13 protein-coding genes are annotated in these 20,234 nt (G+C 37.5%); 1 reads left to right on the top strand and 12 read right to left on the bottom strand.

The annotated features are described in order from the left end of the window. Nucleotides 1-40: 40 nt before the first annotated feature. From AB5170_RS03520 to AB5170_RS03545, 6 genes are all read right to left on the bottom strand, one after another. On the bottom strand, nucleotides 41-9,268 hold the full coding sequence (locus AB5170_RS03520; RefSeq protein WP_173769088.1) for a phage tail tape measure protein: 9,228 nt from the start codon (nucleotides 9,266-9,268) through the stop codon (nucleotides 41-43). 410 nt (nucleotides 9,269-9,678) lie between these two features. Then, nucleotides 9,679-11,268, bottom strand: a complete 1,590-nt coding sequence (gene dcm, locus AB5170_RS03525) for a DNA (cytosine-5-)-methyltransferase (protein WP_148462966.1) — start codon at nucleotides 11,266-11,268, stop codon at nucleotides 9,679-9,681. A 215-nt stretch (nucleotides 11,269-11,483) separates the two neighbouring features. Further along, complete coding sequence (locus tag AB5170_RS03530; protein WP_148462965.1) at nucleotides 11,484-11,870, bottom strand: hypothetical protein; 387 nt, start codon at nucleotides 11,868-11,870, stop codon at nucleotides 11,484-11,486. After that, the gene (locus tag AB5170_RS03535) at nucleotides 11,849-12,457 is read right to left on the bottom strand and encodes a hypothetical protein (protein WP_148462964.1); all 609 of its coding nucleotides are present in this window, start codon (nucleotides 12,455-12,457) and stop codon (nucleotides 11,849-11,851) included. Before AB5170_RS03535 ends, AB5170_RS03530 begins: the two co-directional genes overlap by 22 nt. Nucleotide 12,458: 1 nt before the next feature. Next, nucleotides 12,459-12,683 (bottom strand): helix-turn-helix transcriptional regulator, encoded by a 225-nt coding sequence (locus AB5170_RS03540; RefSeq protein WP_148462963.1) that lies wholly within the window; start codon nucleotides 12,681-12,683, stop codon nucleotides 12,459-12,461. A 1,234-nt stretch (nucleotides 12,684-13,917) separates the two neighbouring features. After that, entirely contained in the window at nucleotides 13,918-14,547 is a 630-nt protein-coding gene (locus AB5170_RS03545) for a hypothetical protein (protein ID WP_173769087.1), read from the bottom strand. A gap of 476 nt (nucleotides 14,548-15,023) precedes the next feature. Here AB5170_RS03545 and AB5170_RS03550 point away from each other — a divergent pair, with 476 nt between their 5' ends. Next, the gene (locus tag AB5170_RS03550) at nucleotides 15,024-15,188 is read left to right on the top strand and encodes a hypothetical protein (protein ID WP_173769086.1); all 165 of its coding nucleotides are present in this window, start codon (nucleotides 15,024-15,026) and stop codon (nucleotides 15,186-15,188) included. Between the two features lie 22 nt (nucleotides 15,189-15,210). Here the strand turns inward: AB5170_RS03550 and AB5170_RS03555 are convergent, their stop codons facing one another. The 6 genes from AB5170_RS03555 to AB5170_RS03580 all read right to left on the bottom strand — a co-directional run bounded on the left by AB5170_RS03555 (nucleotide 15,211) and on the right by AB5170_RS03580 (nucleotide 20,222). Beyond that, nucleotides 15,211-15,825 (bottom strand): hypothetical protein, encoded by a 615-nt coding sequence (locus AB5170_RS03555; RefSeq protein ID WP_173769085.1) that lies wholly within the window; start codon nucleotides 15,823-15,825, stop codon nucleotides 15,211-15,213. A gap of 978 nt (nucleotides 15,826-16,803) precedes the next feature. Further along, the gene (locus tag AB5170_RS03560) at nucleotides 16,804-18,060 is read right to left on the bottom strand and encodes a DEAD/DEAH box helicase family protein (RefSeq protein ID WP_148462957.1); all 1,257 of its coding nucleotides are present in this window, start codon (nucleotides 18,058-18,060) and stop codon (nucleotides 16,804-16,806) included. A gap of 149 nt (nucleotides 18,061-18,209) precedes the next feature. After that, a complete protein-coding gene (locus AB5170_RS03565; RefSeq protein ID WP_173769084.1) occupies nucleotides 18,210-18,362 on the bottom strand; it encodes a hypothetical protein in 153 nt (50 codons plus the stop codon). 4 nt (nucleotides 18,363-18,366) lie between these two features. Continuing rightward, the gene (locus tag AB5170_RS03570) at nucleotides 18,367-18,555 is read right to left on the bottom strand and encodes a DUF5659 domain-containing protein (protein WP_148462956.1); all 189 of its coding nucleotides are present in this window, start codon (nucleotides 18,553-18,555) and stop codon (nucleotides 18,367-18,369) included. Between the two features lie 48 nt (nucleotides 18,556-18,603). Continuing rightward, on the bottom strand, nucleotides 18,604-19,272 hold the full coding sequence (locus tag AB5170_RS03575) for a hypothetical protein (protein WP_148462955.1): 669 nt from the start codon (nucleotides 19,270-19,272) through the stop codon (nucleotides 18,604-18,606). 77 nt (nucleotides 19,273-19,349) lie between these two features. Continuing rightward, nucleotides 19,350-20,222: a YkyB family protein gene (locus AB5170_RS03580; RefSeq protein WP_148462954.1), complete on the bottom strand. Its 873-nt coding sequence runs from the start codon at nucleotides 20,220-20,222 to the stop codon at nucleotides 19,350-19,352. Between the last annotated feature and the right edge of the window lie 12 nt (nucleotides 20,223-20,234).

Consider the following 20,234-nt stretch of genomic DNA (forward strand, 5'->3'; position numbering starts at 1 on the left):
AAATTACATCATTCAAAAATCACTCATGAAGCATTTCACTTCAATGCAAACTTCTGAAATCTCTTACCTGTTTCTTGTCATGTGCCTGGATTTTCTTGTCCAAGTGTTTGTCAATTTCTTTCAAAATAGAATCTGTATCTTGCGCACCATCAATATAGAAGTTATTTACATAAGTGTTCCCACTTAGATTTTGAATATTTTGGATATTCTTTTCTATAGCTTTTGCCATTCCAGCATAATCAGGCATGTTTTTTTGTGTAGCAATAGTTGAGTTATCTAACAATTGTTTCGTGAAGTCTGCTGTAAACACTTTGTCTCCCTGGCTCAGAAAAGTGAGCGTACCGTATTGCTTTGAAAAGACAGACTCCATACCCTTCTCATTCACTCTGTACATTCCAGATTTTGGAACATAGTCAGTACCGGAAGCATAACCTTTAATATCACTTAAGCCAGACTGTGAAATCTCACTATCTGATAATCCGTAATGTCTTAATATTGAAGAAATAGCATTGATTGTTCCGGCTGTGGATAGTCCTGCATTCTTCACAGCATCATTAATAGCTGTAGTCATTTCTTCCATATTAGAGCTTATAGTATTAATCCATTTATCCAGATCTTCACTCATATCAGTAGACAACTTGTCAAGTGCGTCTGTCTGCATACTATAAGCATGATCTGTGATTGTATCATTCAGATCATCTTTTGCGGATTGCAGCTGTTCTTGCAGTTTTGCTTTTCTTGCTTTGTCTTCAGCACTAGTGGATCCTTCCAACGCTGCAATTTGTCTTTCCAACACCTCAATATCCTTGGTTTTGTTCTTCAGTGTTTTGTCATAGTCATAATAGCTTTTCTTAGCTGACAAAGCTTCTTTCCTCTTATCAATGACCTTGTTTAATACATCCAATTCTGCCTGGGACTGGGATTTCACCAGCTCCAAAATGGAATTTCTGGAAGAATATATATTTGCAGTGGTGCTCTTGATATTTTCATCAATATCTTTCAACTTCTGGTTATATTCATCTTCACCAAACTTCCCAGCGTTGTAATCGTTGATAATCTGCTGTCTTTCCTTTATATAGGTTTTCAGATTTTCTGTGGAAGCATTGATATCATCAACATCCAATGTAATTGCCAACGCACCTGATTCTGTAAGAAGTCCTGTGTTCTTATCAATCTTCATATCGTCAGATATCAATGCTTTCAGACCATCTAATTTATCACGGAATCTATCAACCTTTTCCGCAGCTCTTTCAAACTGTTCCTCGTAGTAGACACCAATCTGTTGTTGCTTCAATTCCTCAATGGTATTATCGTAATCTGCCACAGCATTTTCGGCTTCTTTGATCTGCGTAGTCATGTCCAACCATTCCTGAGAATTTTCAACAATGGTTCCTGCGGCAACGCCATCATTTAACTGCTTCGTCAGTTCATTAACTTCATTCTGTTTAATAGCTCTCTCTGCCTGTTTATCACTGATTTTTGTATCATAGTCAGAAGATTTTTCGTAATCTCCGTGAGCTTTTGTAAGGTCAATGTTCTTTTCATGTGCATTGCTCAATTGTTCCTGATATGATAAAAGTGCTTCATAGTAGGTCTTAGCATTATCAAACTTCGTAGAAATCGCTTCAACGGTAGCCTGTGCAGATTCTACTTCTGCGGTCATTAGATTCTCATTTGCTGTAGCTAATGCATCTGTAGCAATCGTTACATTCTCTGCTTTTTTCTTGGAATCAGCAAGAGCATTATTGTAGGCATTCAGAATCTTCAACTGTTTCGTGTCCGTGATTCCAGTTGTATCAATCGCCTTACCAGCTGCCATTTTCTTTTTCTGTGCTGCTGTCAGTGTCTTACTATTTTTATACTTTTTCTGTAGATTAGCTAATTTCTTATCAGCTGCAGTTTTCTGATTCTTTGCTGTCGTAACATTAGCATTCGCCTGTTCCACTGCTTTCTTCCTTGCTTCCTGTTCTGATTTCTTCCCAGATACTTGTTCGTCAACCAGACCATTCATGTAAGAAAGAGAATTACCGGAATCATAAGCATTAAGCGCTGTATTCACATTAGACTTCATGGATTTATATGTAGAATTGGATGAATTGTAGTTAGATTTCGCCGTAGATAATTTAGATTTTGCAGATGTGGCTTTCTTATTCGCTTTGGTCTTGTTTGTCACAGCCTTATTATAAGCGTCAGCTTTTTTCTTCTGGGAACCTGACATACCAGTAGAATCAATTTTCTTACCAGCTTGAACCTGTTTCTTCTGTTCATCAGTAAGATTTGTTTTCAATAAGGATTTTGCAGTGGATTTCACTTTATTATTTGCTTTCTTCTTTGCTGTAGACGCTTTCTTATTAGCCGTTTTTGCAGCCTTTAATGTTTTATTATCCGCTTTCTTCTGATTCTCGGCATCTGTCAGATCAGATTTCATTGTCTCAGCAAGAGCTGCTTGAGTTGAACCACCTTTTGTTGCAGCTGTAAGCCTGGAAGATACTGCATTTATACCGTTATATCCTGTAGTCAATCTATCAATCTTTTTCTCGGCTGCTTCAGTTGGCATATTCGCCCACTGTTCAAAAAGCTTTTGTTGTTCATTTCGTAAATCCACTACAGCTTGCTTGCAATCTTGAGCTTTTTCATACCATGATTGATACTGCTCAATTGCTTCTGCTAAAGCTTTTCCTTCGTCTGTTGAAGTGTCCATGTCCTCAACACGGTAAGCACCAGATTGCACCAATCTCTGATACTTCTTTGGAATAGATACATTTATCTCGTCGCCATCACTATCATAATATGTGTAGTTCTTGGCTACAGAGTTAGCCTTTTTCATATAAGCAAGCTCACCTTTGCTATTGGAAGAGATTTCTTTGCTCATGGTTTTCATTTGCTTCTTCAACAATGAAGTCTTGAATGCTGAAGAAATAAAGTCTGTAACCTGGTCGGAGAATTTCTTAACTTTCTTCTCCCATGTTTTAAGCCGTTCAGCTACCCAATCAAGAGTTTTCTTAGATTTCTTGGTGGCTTTTGTGGAATCATTTGTTGCTTTGGTATGGCTTTGAGTAGCCTTGGTATCTGCATTTGTAGCATTGGTAGCCTTGGCTGTATTACCACCAGATATAACTGACTTCTGAGCCTGTTTCACACTGATTCCACCTGTTACCATGGCATTTCCAGATACAAAAGCTTTACCGGATATATCAGGACTTGTACCGGACGCTAATGCGACTGCTCTTGAAGCTGTGAAACCGTTACTCAAAAGTTCTTCAGTCTGTACATGATTAAATACAATTGCTCCTTGTGGAATATTCACAAATTCGGCTCCGTTATCTCCAACTGTATACCATTTTCCGGTATGAGGATTTACGCACATTTCACGACCTAATTCGCCCACAAGAGTAGTTCCAGGACGCTTATTGCCCCAATCACCTGTAACTTTAGCAGTTCCAGATACGTGAGCTGTCCCATTCACGCTATTAGCTCCATTAGTAGGAGCAGAAGTGTTTCCCCAATTAATGTGTCCTACAGCCTGAAATTGAGTTTTTACCTGTGAAATATCATTACTCCACAACACCGTACCGTCACTTTTCTTTTGAGCAGCGGCGTAAGCATCAACTTTTGTCGTATCGTTATCCCAATCAACTTCACCTTTTGCATCATGTTTGGTTTCTTGGAATCCAATAATAGCAGAATCATCAATTCCAGCCTTTACCATGACTTCATTTGTAAGCTTATTACTAATGCTGTCCTGGATTGTATCTATCGAAGAATCATCTATAGACAATGTAGCTTTTACATTTGTATCAAGCCCTTTAATCTTATCCGCTACAGCTTCCACATTTGCCTGGGCTTCTGACGTGTCCATTCCAAGTGTCTCCTGCATCTGCAATGTGTTCTGCGCTGTCTGGAACTCTTGAAGTAATCCAACAGCTTCTCCAATCTTACCGGAAACCTGGCTTACATCAACATTCATTACAGCTGGTGCTTCCAACTCTTGTTTCTGAGCTACACAATACTGAATTATGGTATTTGCCTGATCGACTTCTGATGAATCTACACCGACCTTTGCTTTAACACTGTTCATCTCTGATATAGTATCATCCAATGCAGAACATTTTTCTTCTGTCGTTTCCAGATCAGATACATCAAGATTGATTTTTAGGTCTTCATTCCCAGCTACACTTCGTAATGCTTCTGAAGCTTCTGTAGCAGCCATGGCAATATCACCCATGGATTGAATACCCTCGTCCGACCAGTCAAAATTTGCTCCAAATTCCTGCATCTCACCGAACATTGCTTGAACCATAGGCATAGATAAGTTCATTCCTTCAGCAAAATCTTCCATAGTCTTGCCACCTGCTACCTGGTAGTTTTCACCTGCTTCATCAAGTACCATAAGACCTTTATTCATTGCTTGCTGACAAAACTCTTCTATATTAAGTCCAGCTCTTTCCCCATTTTCATTGTGAGTAAACAGATTGTCAATACTGCTCAAGTAGGAATTGATTGCATTTTCATCTGTGCTATCGACCGTATCAGGAATAAGAAAATCCAAAGAAGCTTGATAATCTTTACGTCCAACTCTTCCATAGATATCTGAATCTGTGTTATTCAAAACATCATCTATCTGTTTAGATGCCGTAATTGCATCGTCAAACATATTACCTGATTCAGAAGCATTCTGTGCGTCTTTCCACTGCTGATAAATTCCTATGGACTCCATCAATGAAGAATTTAATAAATCAAGTTGTCCGCACTGCTCCACAATTGCATCATTGCTTGCAAGTAATCCGTCAATCTGTTCCTGAATGCTCTCTGCGCTCTTACCTGTTGCGTCTGTATTGTCAATGAGTTTCTGGCGCAAAGCTTCAATCTGCTTGGCATTTTCTAAGTATTCTTGCTGTTTCTGTGCTTTTGCTGTGTTATTGGTAGCAACCTGTTCTTCCACTTTTGCTTTTGTTAATTTTTTAACATTCTCTTCGCTAAGTACCAAACTTCCATTAACGAATTCCAAAGCCGATCTATAATCAGCCAGAGCGTCAGAGTTAAAATCATCATAGCTGACTGATACGCCAATAGCCTGAGAATCTAATGCCCCTTGTACAGCACTGATTTCTTGCAATAAGCTTGAACTGTCCTCTTTCGCAAGATCAGAGAAGGACATATCCACATTGCTTGCACTATCAGCTACATTGTCCAATCCATCTGCGGACATATTGCTGATATAACCCAGATTTCCCAATGCCGTAATTAAAGGTTGAATCTCACTAGCAGATTTTCCAGTAATGATTCCTGCATTTTTAGCAGCTTCTACAAGATAATTAATGGAATCCACATCACCTGAACCAACAGCAGCCTTAAAGTCTGAATCATCCATATTTAACTTCTTGATCTCTTCAGCTACAGATTGTAAATGTTTCTGGAATCCATTTTCACCCTCACCGGATAAAGCCTGGTTGAACTCATTGGCTTTTATGGCAGCCGTGTTTAGCTGATCTCCAATCTCCTTAAATTGTGAGGAATACTTAGAGGCATCTGTGTTCATAAGAACCTGAACACTCTTGTTGATATCATCATAATATTGCTTTGCATCTGCAATCTCGTCTGCATTTCCATTTGATATTGCATCATTGTATTTATTTATAGCGCCTTCGTATTTATTTAACCATTCCAACGCAGTCTTCCCAGAGTATTGTTGTTTATCGGAAAATAACTCAGCTTGTTTCGCCTGGTTGTATAAGTCCTGATATTCTGTCAACACCTCATTTGCTGATTCTAAACCACTTGAAGCATTAGATAATAACCCGTTCAAAACATCATTTTCACCATACTGTTCCTGAATCGTATTCATCTCATTCATAAAATCATTTAAAGCTTCGCTAGCGGTACTTGCATCAGCATTGAACTGAATATTTACAGTACCCATATCATCAAAACCCTTTTGCAGGTCAAAAACCTCGGCACCGTATTTATCTTGCAATTTCTTTACAGCTGCATTTATTGCTGTAGCTTGACTGGTTCCATCGTCAAAATACTGTCCTAAGAATGTATGTCTATTCTTCTCCATCTGCTTTTCAGCTTCATCAATACCCTTTTTATTCTCATTCAGGAAACGTTTGGATTCTTCAGTAGATAACTCCTTCAGTTTGGAAATCTGCTGATCCAATGAACCATTCACTAAATCTATGCCCTGTGCCTGATTACCGTAGCTCTCTGTTAAGGAATCCTGGATTTCCAACAGATCAGATTTCGCCTGATAAGCTTCCTCTTCAGTCAGTGTGCCATTATCCAATGCTGTGCGTAATTCCGTAATCTTATCAATGTTGCTCTGCAATGAGGTATTATTATCCTCCCAAGCGTTTCCAGCTTCTTGCGCTTTGTCCACTGCTTCTTCAATTGATCTTTTGTATGCGGAAAAAGCGGATACGGCAGCTGTTACACTTGCAGCAATTAAGATCAGAGGATTTGCTAACAACGTTGACATTAACCCAGAAAGCGCAGAACTCAATGAAACTGTTGCTCCGGTAGCAGTCGTTTCAGCACTTGCTAATCCCATAGAAGCAACCGCAGCACTCGCCTGTGCTTCAGTCATGCCTTGCCCCATCAGCACTGCTACTCTCTGTGCATCTGATAATGCTGTACTGGATAATACAAGTTTGGTCTGAGATTTTGAAAGACCTTTCGTGAGATTAATTAGACTTGCCATATTAGAAGTGTCAAATGTTCCTGTGGACTCCGCTGCTTTAACCATCTTCAGAGCATTTGACAAATTGGAAAATTCTTTTGTTGCACCGGTAGCCATACTTACTAACTGACTAAGAGCATAGGTCGCACCAGCTGTTCCAAGTCCTGCCAATGCTCCTTTGAGAAGTCCTGTTTTCTCCGTGAAGTCTACAACTGCTTTTGATCCATCCAAGAATCCAGCATATAGGTCACGAGAAATCACACTGGAAGATAATGATTCCAGGGAAGCCTTTAAGGAATTGGTTTTTGCTTCAAGTCCTTCCAAGTAGAGATCAAACTTTTGCTCACCACTGCCTTCTGAATTTGCAGCAACGTCTGTGTACTTCTGTACACGGTCATAATTCTCCATGAGGACTCTAAATTGATTCTGCATGCGTTGGCCACTAAAAGAAATCGCAATGGCGTTTTGCTGTGCCTGATTCAATGTATCCCACTTGGAAGCAAGTGCATCTAATACGTCTGAAGCACTGTTATACTCCGTCATTGTTTTTCTAAGATTAATTCCCACGTTTGCAAGTGTAGCTTCAACATCAGACAGCTTCTCAGTAGTTCCGTCCTCGTCTACCAGTTCCAACTTCCCGGCTTTTATATTAGTCATACGAGTTAGAATAGACTTCATAGCAGTTCCCACAGTAGACATACTTTGCTGTGTGACTTCACCGATAGTTGCCACATAACTCAATAGACGGTCCATAGAGATTCCGGCTTGATCCGCAGTAACAGCAACACGAGACATTGCTTCAGCTAGACCGGCTGAATCTGTAGCCGAAACGAGGTCAACTGACGAAATCTTATCAACTACCGACTCAGCTGCATCAGCCTGTAATTTATATCCATTCAAACTTGCGGTAAGATACTTGGTTGCATCTTCAGAGGACATATCACCGACTTTAGAAAGAACCATTGATGATTTTACAAGGTTATTTACTTCCTCAATGCTTTTTCCCTGTCTCAACCAGGCATCTGCACCCTCACTAACTTGTGTAGTAAGTGATCCCAACTCTTTTGCCAGTGCATTATAATCATTCATCATACCATGAACTGTATTATAATTAGCTCCCGTGGCAAGCTGCAAAGCTATTGTGGCATCGTCCAATTCTTTGACCGTACTCACTGCATCTCTGGCAGCGTCACCAACTTTATAAATAGCATCAGTCAACAAATTTGCTGCGGTAAATGTGCTAAAAGCGTCTTTCAGTGTATTGCCAAAACTCTGGAACACACTCTGTCCCTGGACACCTGCGTTATTAAGACCATTAAGAATATTCTGTAATTCGCTCATTCCAGATGTATCAACCGTCGGGACATTACTTCCACCATTGTTCACAGCACCCTCAACAGAGCTTCGCAGACTATCCGTATTAACCCTCAAGTTGATTTCAACGTCTGTGATCTGATTAACAGCCGCCTGGATATCAGCTGCCATCTGTTCTGAATCAATCTTGAACTTAATAGGTAACTCTACATCTTTCAGTGCAACTTCCAGATCAGCTTCCAAACTCTGCTTATTTACTTGAATGTCTACCTGTACTGGCTCGTCCCCAGTTGCTAATTGACTGATTGCAGACCTCATCTGTGATAGCAACTCTTCATCATTGATCTTCACATTAATCTGAACTGCATCTTCAGCACCAGAGGTAGCAGACAGAATAGCATTCCGGATATCAGATACAATTTTCTCTGTATTAATATCCACATCAAGATCGTATGTATTCTTCACACCTTCTGAAGCAGTCTCAATATTCTGCTGAAGTCTTTCCCTCATTTGATTAGCCATAGATATAACTTCATCGAATGCGTCTGCTTTAATACCAGAAAACTGTTCCGGTGTCATGTCCTGTGCAGATATCGTCTGTACCATATCCTGTCGTGCTTGCGTTAATACTTCAAAGGCTCTTTTAATCTGGTCCGCCTGGTTGGTAATATTATCCGCAAAATGTTCCGGGAACATGCTTGTCATTTCGCCCCAGATAGAATCAATGCTTACGCCCTTGCTTGCATCCCTGACAATGTGACCTATATTATTGTTCAATAATTCCTTATAATCATCACCGCTCAATGCTTTCTTCAAATCATCTGATACATATATCTTCTTGTCTTTGAAATAGCTGTAGAACTGATCATAAATCCCCATTTTTCCCTGAATAATATTGGCATTCTGAGAAACACTATTCGCAAGATCACTCAGCCCAGATATAAAAGCTTTGCCCTTGCCACCCTGTAAATTGAACTCCTTACCGTTCCATGTTTTTCCAAGCTCAGACATTACGCTGTTAATCTGGCTCTTAATCTTATTCACTACCGATTTGTCCGTAATATTAAATGCGTCTGCTAACTGTTTACTCAATCCTGATGTATCAATTTTTGTGGCTTTCAATCCTTTTTCAATGCTCTTTGCCAGATTGTGTGCATCATCATTACCTTTAATATCAATATCAAGAGTTACTTTTTGTTTTTTTATAGAATCAAGCTGTTCCTGGACTTTAGATAAATCCAGGTCAGCTCCAATTTGCATTACAAAATCACTCATCTTTTGCATCCTCCTTTATTCTGTTTATTGTAAATATATTTATATTTTTCATAATAATAAAAGATATATAAATATATATTTATGCTATTTTGTTATAAAATCATTGGGTTTTATAAGATAATAAATATAAATAAATGAGTATTATTATATTTTTATATATATTTATTTTTTAAATAAATGTATGAATTTTGCCGATAATATATGGCTTTTTGATGTGTTTATAGATATATTTATTTGAGTATTTTTTATATTTTTTATTTATTCCATTTTATATCGAAATATTTTTCTGCTATCTGCGGATATCTCTTTTCAAACTCAGCCAGATACCTTGCAGTAGCTTCATTTCCAGGTTCGGAAATCTATGCTTTGATCTTCCAATCAGATCAGCGTCAATAATTGCAATTTTCATCTTATCCAAGTCTCTTCTCAATTTTATTAATACTTTCATACAATCTATCTAATGCACATTCAAAAGCTCCAATGCCGGAAAAGAAACTGCTTAATCTCAAATCATCAAACAAATATGGCATAACTTTATATAATTCAATAAAAATATAATATAAAACATCTACCACAATAGAGTTTCCTGCCTGTTTATATAACTGAGTGTTACTAACCACCTCTTCTGCTGTATTAAACGCATTATCAGAAAATCCCATAAGCCTAAAACATTCTCTTGGTGTTAATTTTCTAATTCTAATATTATTAGTTTCAAAAACATAATTGTCTTTTTGTACAGAAGTCAATGTATTTTTACAACCATTATGGTTAAATTCCAATCTCTGTTCAGTCGGTGCTCCAGGAGTGCAATCTGATGGATTTTCTGGATTTCTTCCTCGACTTGCACAAATAATTTTATCATCGTATTCAATCTTACATACGCCAGTTTCTGTCGCAGTAATTGTAGGTGATATATTTCCACACTCTTGTACTCTACCTCTTCTTGTTTTCGAATCCGGATAAGATAAATCTGCAACACCACCTACTTCGCATTCTATATACCCTTTTTTAGTTGCCTGTGGAATTTCAACAACTGCATTCATACCTTGATTTCCAAAACCTTTATAATCTCTTGCAAGTAATGTGTTTGCAACATCAATTTCTTTTTCAAATTTTTCACCACAGTTAGATACAATTCCTGTCATTATATGCGGTTGTCTACCTCCACCTTGCATTGTTGTTAATGTATGACTTATATTATTTTTGTCCCATACACCACCAGCATATCCTGTTCCTAAATCTGGACGATTTATATTTCCAATAAAATGCTGCTCATTAGAAGTATTAGATTCGTATGTATGAATATTCTTTATAAATTTCTTAACCTTTTCCTCTGAAATATAATACTTTTCATCTACTTTATTTTCGAGAATATCTTTTAAACGTGTACCATTGTCAAATGGCACTGGAAATTTAAACTCCCCATTATCCAGTTCTTTCTTAATAAAAATAAGATATACTCTTTCTCTATTCTGAGGGATTCCATAATGCTTTGCGTTGAGCACTTTCCAGTATACGTTATAACCATATTCTTCTAATTCATCAGTAAATAACTTAAATGTTGTTTCTTTAAATTGTTTACCAACAATGTTTTTTACATTTTCATAAATACCAAAATTGGGTTTGTTTGATCGAATAACTCTTAGATATTCCACAAGAAGTGATGAGCGAGTTTTTTCAAGATTTGTACTTCCACAATGAGGACATTTATCACGCTCGGACCAATGGACAGTTAGTGGATTATATTCATGACTACAATCCTTACAAGTCCATATAGATCCTTTTTGTTTACCAGCTACACTAAAATCCTGGCAAGGGCTTCCACCACAAATCATATTGAATGGAGATAAATTCTCTTCATCAACTTTAGTTATATCTCCAAGATTTTTTGATGAATCTACATTATGAATAGCACAATATGATTTTTCTGCATACTTATCAAATTCACAAAAATTTACAAGCTCCCATTTTTTATTTTCACATAATTTATTATTATTCAATTCCCATTACCTTATGGGGATTACGTAATCACTTTATTCTAGAATTTACCAATTACCTTTCATTTTAGTTAAATCCCGGCGTCCCAGGATCTAAATTTATTTTTTGATTTTTTGTTGGAAGAGAACCTTCCCACATGATATAAAATAGCTACGAATTTTTTAGATTAACCTAAAATAGAAATAATGTCTTCTAATATAATAGAATTTTAAACTCCTTACCCTAATCTCTTCTCAATTTCTTCTTCAAGTATCTTCGGAATTTCTTCCTTGCTTCTTTCCCAGAAATATCCCTTACCAATCAGACCATCAGCCTCAGCATAACCATAGATTGTCTCCGTGTCTCTTCCAGCAGGATCGTACTGTGTACCAGTATTAATAGAAATCTGCGCCATAGCTCCATTCTTAGTCTCAAACACAGAGTCAAGTTGTGGCGCTGCCTGAAGCATTCCAATTCTGTGATAACGCCCTTCCGGAATAGAGTAAAATTCATCCACATTCTTCTGAAGAACATTCTTGGATTCCTGCGCGGCTGCATCTACAGCGGAACGGACTTCTTTAAGGATTGCAGCTTTCAGAGATTCTAGTGATTTATACGTTGCCATGATGTTTCTCCTCCATAACCAGATAATCCATACCCAGACAAAGGGGAATTATCACTTTTTGGATAGTATTTTTCCATAAAACCAGCTATACCCTTGTCCTGTTCAGCTTTATCTTTTTCGGCTTGTTTTTCTACATATTCTATAAAATCAGCCTGTGTACTCATATAGCAAGACATATATGTATTAGCCATTCCCATAATTGCCATAACCATTGATGGATTAGCCGCAAAATAGCCGAATATTTTTTTCTCATCTTCAGAAAGTTCAGCCCAGTGTCCGGCAAGTCCAATCACGCTATTTGCTAATTTTCTTCTCAGATCCAAATTATCACCTACATATATTCCATATTTAGCAGCAATTTCTATAACCCAGTCCTGCAATTCCACATTCGTGTACATCTTTTCAATAGCTTGCATCTGCACATCAAATACTGTAGTCTCACGATCATCCAATACACGTACCTGGTAGAAATCATGCTCTTCACCTTCTACAAGCTTTTTTCCAAATGCTGCAATCTGACCGCAGATTACTGATTTGTTCTTCATGGTGATTTTCACCCAGTCATTAATTTCAAAATTGTTGTTCATGTTACTTGTTCTCCTTATCTGTTAGTTTCATTTCATCAACCGTTGTATGGTATTCTTCATTCAGGAAGGCATATATTTTTTCCATCTTCTCAGCCGGGAGTTTCTTAATATCTCCACGTAGCCATTTACCGCCTACATTCGGACTCACACCAATGCAGTCAGAAAAATAACGAATAGAAATACCGTTAGTTTCGAGGTACTTTTTTACAATTTCAAATAACTTCATAATTATGTTGCTCCTTTCGTTAATATAATTTTTCGCATAATAAAAGAACGCACCAGATCACCGGCACGCTCTTAATAGCTTTTCAATATTTAGTTTTCTTACAGATTACTTATTTTGGTAATCCCTTCCATAGTAGAGAAATTGTTTAATGTGTTACAATTCCTTATTTTATATGGTGTTGCCACGTGTCAAAAAGTGCCGAATGCAGTAAGCAAGAATCACATTTTCGTTCTCTCCATATATGGGAAGTTATTAGGCCTTCGGTAAACACTTATATTCGTTGGCAAAATCAATGATTTGTCCAAAAGTTCTTGTTGCACCATAATGCTAGGTTTTGATATTTCCCCCTATAAGTGGAATTTATTCTAATTTCACAATGCCTTATGTTTACTGGGTTTGTTGGACATTAAAATTTGCTAATGACTCCGTTTTTTACTCATTTTGGTAATCTCTTCTATACGTGGTAATTGTTGCACCTTTGAAAAAACCTTATTTTTATTGACTTTATCAAAGGTCGATTTTTGCTTATTCGCCAATTTTGCATTCTTACTCAATACCATTTTTATTCCCTCTATATACCAGACGATATTCAAAATCCGTACTGCCTTGAAAATACTGCGTTTTTCGCCTGTCAAAATTTCATAATGTCCAAATATTAATTTTCCCCTATACGCAGAAATTGTTCCAGCGCTGAAAACACAGTAAATATCAGCATTTATCCACTCAAAAAATTACTTAACCGTTAATCTTTTTACCCAAAAGAGTAATTCCCTCTATATGCAAATGATATTCAATATATCTAAATCCCATATAATTCTTGATGTTTTCGCCTGTCCAAAAACTTTTAACGTCAAAACCTGCTGCCAGCGTAATACTTTTTTCGTTCCCCATTACCGGAAGATATTTGGCAGCAGGATTTCCTATATATTATCTGTGATCCAAGACGATTAGAATATCAAGTAAGCATTCGGTCTAAAGATAAAGCAATAGCCCAGGGGACATTTTCCTCTGGGCTTCTTACCGCACAAAAATCCCCGATATGCACCTATAAGTTTTCCTCAAAACCATCACCATAAAATATTAGTTTTATTGGAAAATCGCCCCCCGAAAAACCCTTATTTTTCCTGCATTCTACGATTTGCCATTTTGAGAATTTTGCCAATTTTTAGAAAAATCCGGTCAAAACACCCCTAAGAGGAAAAATTTCATCCTCCCGGAGTGTCACCGGCACAGATCACCCAACTTTGTCCATCAATCCGTCAACTTTCTGGTCCATGCTAACCGCCCAACTCTTTACAACCTTAATTGATCTAACATATTCTTTAAAATCCTCTTCCGGAATATTCTGCAAATCATCTAGTAACCAAGCATATTTGTCCATGTCCTTCAGATAGATTTCTGTCTTTACACTGAACAGCTGCACAGCCTCATGGATCTTCTTCAAACGTTCCTGTTCTGGATCTTGCTTTCTCTGAAGCTCTGCAAGCTGACGTTTCAACTGTCCGTTTTCCTTATCCAATTTTCTGATCCTTGCTTCTAAAAATTCATTCTGACGTTCCATGTCTCTGTTAGCTTTCTGCAATGGAATATAATCAGCCGGAGTTTCCACAACAGTCTTTGCAGCTATATCATTCTCCATCTCTTTGATTCTACTATCACGTTGTTGCAACATCCGCTTCACACAGTCCAAAGATTCCACAAAATCAATTTGGTTTACCTCTGATAACTCCTGGAATACCGCTTTTGCTGCATCCAACGTTACCATACCTGTATAGACAACTTCTCCCAACTCAGGAATCATTTCAATGAGCATTTCGTAATTTACCAATGTTTCTGCAAGTGAATTATTATCATTTTCTTTCATATAAATTTTCTCCTTATAAATAGTAATCGAAACCAACATCCGCCAGCGTGGAGATATAGGTGGTAGTGCTAAAAAAGTTGGTCTAAGAATTAAAGAACTGGAACGGATTTATGGAATCGAACACGGTGGTGATCATGGAAATCAATACCAAGAGGCAAAGCCGAATAATTCGGTTTTGGCAAAATCCCAATCCGACTTGGCAGCGGAAATGGGATTTACTGTTCAAACTCTCCAAAACTACAAAGCCCTTACAGAAATGATTCCTGAATTAGAGGATCTTGTAGATACCGGAATTGTAACCAACACTACTGCTCTATCTCTTATTCGTCCTATCCTTATAAACCACTTCTCATTAAAAAAATGATTTATTTTCAAAAAAATTCGAACTTTTTTCAATTTTCGTGTGATTTCAACGAGTCTCATTCGTATAATATGTGTAAGCATCAACACAAAATAATGGATGAGGAAAACTAAATATGAGATTCATTGAAATCGCAGATGAAGAAGCACTTAACCTTCCTGCCGATCAGCTTAAAGCTATTGCTGTATACAATCAACTCTGCCTGAATGCTACTTTGGAACAGGATGATCCAGAAATCAGTTCAGAGCATATTGACGAGCAATACCAAAAGCTGATGTAGCAAATAAAAGGTTAGTCAATCATCAAGCAAGGACATGGAATCTATCTGTGTCCTTCTCCATTTCTGCCTCTTCATCCCAAGTATGATCTGGCACATCTACAGCACCATCTACCTCAACAGCACCAAAATTCTTTGCCATATTATCCGGTACAACGTGTCCACCAATCTTACAGTCATCATTCTTCACATTGCTCTTCTCTTTATTTACATTGCTCTTCATATCATTCTTTACAAACATCTTATCAATATCCTCCGTAGTAAGTTTCTTAGCACTTTTCACCCATTCTGCAACTTCTGGTAAAGTCATATGTCCGTATTCTTCCAGAACCATCTTCCGATCACCATTCTTTACAATGATGCTCCACTTACCGCCTTTTTCACTCTGGAAGCTATATCCTTTGTTTGCCAATGCTTTCCTGATTTTTGATCTTACAGCTACGTAAGATGTAACCTTTGAAGCAAGAATATGGTGCTTTTGATCTACTGTGAATCTCACAACATCACCATTGAAAAGTTTCGCTCTTGCAGTTACCGCCTTTCTACCGAAGCAATACTCTTTACCGTCTTCACCTTTAATAAGTCCGTACTGCCCCTTGATGTAATACTCGATTGTTCCTTGTAAGTTTTTGTTTGCCATAATGTTACTCTCCTTTGATCTTAAATTTTTGTGGTTTATTTTTCACTGGGAATTTCCTAGTAAAGATCATTCATCCAGTTACATACAATTCTTCTTATTCAGTTTTTCATTTATTCTGCAAAATCTCACAGCGAAAATTGCACAGTAAAGTCCAACATGATTCTGTCAACAGCTCAAAAATCTTACTCTCTCAGTAAGCACATATCTCCATCTATATAGAGATAATTTCACCCAGATATCAAGCAATGCTAAATTGTCAATCTGGAAAATCATCATCCGTTTTACCCTCGATTTCATGCAAAATAGTCATTGCTATAGAAACAGCTGCTACCGCCTGATCCGTCCTGGAAGATTAATACATGGGTGTCCACTGAATTGACTCCCTTATCAAAGCAATCAACATGTATGGGTGTCACGTTTCGTTACTCCTTGCAACAGTTAATCTTGTATACCTGGTGTAGGTATCTACATTTCAGAGAACCCTTTTGAACCAGGCAACCAATCCAGATCATATTGTGTTATATATATCTTTCTTCTCACAAACGATAAATATTATTACATTATCTGATTAGAACGAACAATTTTGAAGCGTTAGCGAAAAATTGTGAAGTGATGACAAATGAACGTAGCTTTAGCGAAGTGAATGCGTCAGCCCCTGTCGGAACGACAGATAAGTTAAGTGATTTTTATCTTACTTGCCTGGTGTTCCACCAGATTACTGCCGCGCATCTAAAGATGCTTGTCATCACTTCACCATCTGTTCGCTAACGCTTCACAGCTGGTTCGTTCGAAATTGATTGTTTGTTGATTCATCATGTAATTATAACAATATTAACATTTTTGATGTTTTTGAATATTCTATCTATATATTATTTTTCCATCTTTATTCTTTACAAAAGAGGCTCGGAATCCCAGTAAAATAAAGGGTTTAAAAATCAAAATGTGCAGTTTTTGATGCTCATTTTGCACATTTTTATTTTATGCTGCCTTTTCAGTGACATAACAATTTTGAATCCAATTATTTAATAGCTCTCTCATACGCTCACTTGGAATATAAATATCAATCGGTTTACCATTACGAATCTGACTTCTCCACATCCATTGTAACAATGCTGATAAGGAACACATATCTTCATCAAAGATAAGATCATAATGATTAACAAATTGTCTAATCTCCGGTGACATAAAAAAGTTTACCAGATATGCCAGCGCTTTCTTGTCCTTGAACTCATTCGTTCCTCTGGCATTACATGGGACAAAACCTTTCGAATACCCTTTACCTTTAATATATTTGGTATATGACTTGAACACGGTATACATATTATCTTCTGAATTGGTCTTAGAAACTGTTCTGAAGAAATTCTCTGTATTTGCCTTTAACTGTTCCAGCATAAACAGATTGCTTTTCCTCTTACTTTCGTACCAGTTCTTTGATAGAGGATTAGTCTTTCCAATCTTCATACCAATTTTGTTAAATTTGCCCTCATAAATGTTTATCAGATCAACCACTTTTCTACGCTTCTCATATTCCAGTTCTTTATTATGCTTAATCAACTTTCTGTCATAGTCCAGCATATACTTCTCGTAATGAATGCCGTGAATATCAAAGTATGACTTCTGAATGCTACCTTCCCACAGATATGTAAAGATGTAGCTCTCTTCAAAGCACTTAAAGAAGTCTACTGGAAAATTCCACATGATGATTCTTGCTAGTTCTTCGCTGTCTTCTTTCTTAAATCCCATAAGTGACTTGAAACTGCACAAGCGCTTGATGTCTCCGAATACACCTTTATACTTCTTGTCATCATTCCAGATTAGAAAGCCCTTATCATCCAGAGAGACAAGCTTCTGCTCAAAAATAATCTTCATATCATCCTTGGTTATCTTATAGGTATCAAGTACATCCAGGCATTCATCAATCATCAGAACATAGTCCTTACTCTTCAGCAGTTCCAGCATATCCAGGTCCATCTTCTGAATGAGCGAATGCGTTGTGACAATATTCTTTTCATTCTCTACAAGCCATCTGAAATGTTTCCATTTGGAACCCCATTTCTCCGGATCAACAATATCAATGTCTGTGCCATCCTTGAATCTCTCGCATTCTGACAGGAGCGGTACAATACAAAGGAACTTCCTGTCCGGATTGTCATTAATGTAATTGATCGCCCAGGTGCTTTTGCCAGATCCCATGATATCGTCTACGATTGTAATTGTTCTTTCTTCTGTGTTCATGAATTATTTCCTCCAATGATTTAAAATATTTTGATTTCATTCTTATCTTCCTCCATATGTTACTTCTTATTTAACTGTTGATTTATTCTTAGAATTCCTTCCGGTGATTGGATTATCTGAAACCACCGGAAAGAACGTTCTAAATTGCTTTATATAAGAAAAGCTGAATCTATATGTTCTGTAGAAATATTCTGTTTATCCAGCCTTTCATACTTATCTATATAAAAGCAATCATACTGTTTTAGCGCTTCTCCAATAAGGTTTGAGAAATACTGACTAATTGCTGCTTTGCCGTTTGCCATACAATCACACTTCCTTTCGGTACATCATCATTGTGTGATGTAAGGCCGGAGATTCTTCAAAAAAGAACACCTTCAATTTTTCATCTTTCTCAGAATCTTCCACTTTTAAAATTTTGAAGCCATGGCTACACAGCCAGTTCACCATATTCAGTGAACGTACAATATACATTGTTGTCTTTGGTCCTTTATACATGTTTGTTTTCCTCTCATTCTTAATTATTCTTCCAGCATGGCCGCCGTTTCATTCAACACTAACCGGTTCTGCTGCCAGTTCATCTTTTACTTCTGTTTCCTGCTCTGTGTTATTCTCAAAAATCAGCGTGTAGTTTCTGTTCTTTATCAGCAGCAGAATCTTCTCCACAAACTGAACCGATAACATATCTGCGGTAATATCTCCGTATACTGGCGTTATCCGTCCTACATCTACTACTTCTAAATCTGGATACTGTTTAATCTCAGATTCTTCCAGTGGTACACGAAATGTCCGGTTACTTAGTGTGTATGTCAAATAATAGACTGTCTCTGGAATCATCTGCACCACGAACTCAACGTGTTCCTTTCTGTCTGGATCGTAGAAGCCACTGTTGTTGACGTAGTTTCCAGATTTTAATATATCTTCGTAACCTTCCTCATAGTCATATGTACGCTTTCGCTGCAGAACTTCACCCTTTTGGATATGAGCTGGTTCCAGGATTGATAACAGGACTTTCTTCATCTGGTAGTATTCCAGTTTCTTTTTGTGGTACTTATTGGCGTTGCCGTATGTATTAGGGATGTAATGTGTATACTTGTATTCGTTATCACGACTGTTGAGTGCTCTGTTATTTATGCTATAAATGCAATCGGATAACATCTTTTCTGTGATCGTATGGTGCTTCAGATTCTTCAGGTATTCTTTTGGTGGTTTCATGCACACTCTCCTTCCTGGCGGTAGATTGTGGTAGGTCTACCGCCGTGTAATACTTCTTATTTGTACAGAAAGTCATTCTAATAAAACTCAGGTTTCTTATTGTATGTACCTGCTGCTTTTACTCCACTGTAATTTTCCAACAGCAACATTGCCTGTCTAAAATTTATATCTACATTTCTTGTCTTCTCAGCACTGATTTCACCGTCAATTTCTTCATCTAAAATTTCCAACTCGTTTACTTCATCCTTTTGGCACGGAATATGAAATGTAAAATCACCAATACGATACAAACGCAGGAAACTGTCTGGTCCATAATCAAATACCTGTCGATTGACTCCAAGATATTCCACCCGGTCTTCTTCCTGAAGTTTTTTCAGCACAGCATCCTTCAGATGATATAAATTGAGCATTCTTGTCTTAGCAGCTCCGCAACACTGAAATTTCCTGTTATAATAACTACGGTTCTTTGTATCTCTGGACACTTTTGCAGATTTATTTATAGTGTATAGGGCACTGGCAATATTCTCGTCTGTTGCTGGTAAAACAGGCTGCTGTTTCTTCTCCAAAAGTCCGGCATGGGAAATATCCAGAATATCCAGGACACTGCATAATTTGTATGGAATACGCTGATTTCCACCTTTAAAGGTTCCAACAATACGCAATGTATCATTGTCTACAAGTTTCTTCACCGCATAAGATGTTGTGTCTAATACGCTCACAGTGTCCACCATTGGTAAGCCAAAACTCTCCATTCGTTCTGCAATAAATTCCAGATTAGCAGTAGTCATATATTCCTTCAGATCGTGTACAAGCTCAGATTTGCTGGATCTGGTTAAAAGCCCGGGATTAACATACTGTTTCAAGAAAGAAAAAAGATCAGCCCTATTAATCATTCTGGCAATATTCTTGTCCCAAAACACCTCATAAATTTTCTCTTCAATACTCTGCATATCTTAGCTCTC

The sequence above is a fragment of the Ruminococcus sp. RTP21484sp1_RTP21281st1_A8_RTP21281_210402 genome, from assembly GCF_040914025.1.
Taxonomy (GTDB): domain Bacteria; phylum Bacillota; class Clostridia; order Lachnospirales; family Lachnospiraceae; genus Blautia_A; species Blautia_A faecis.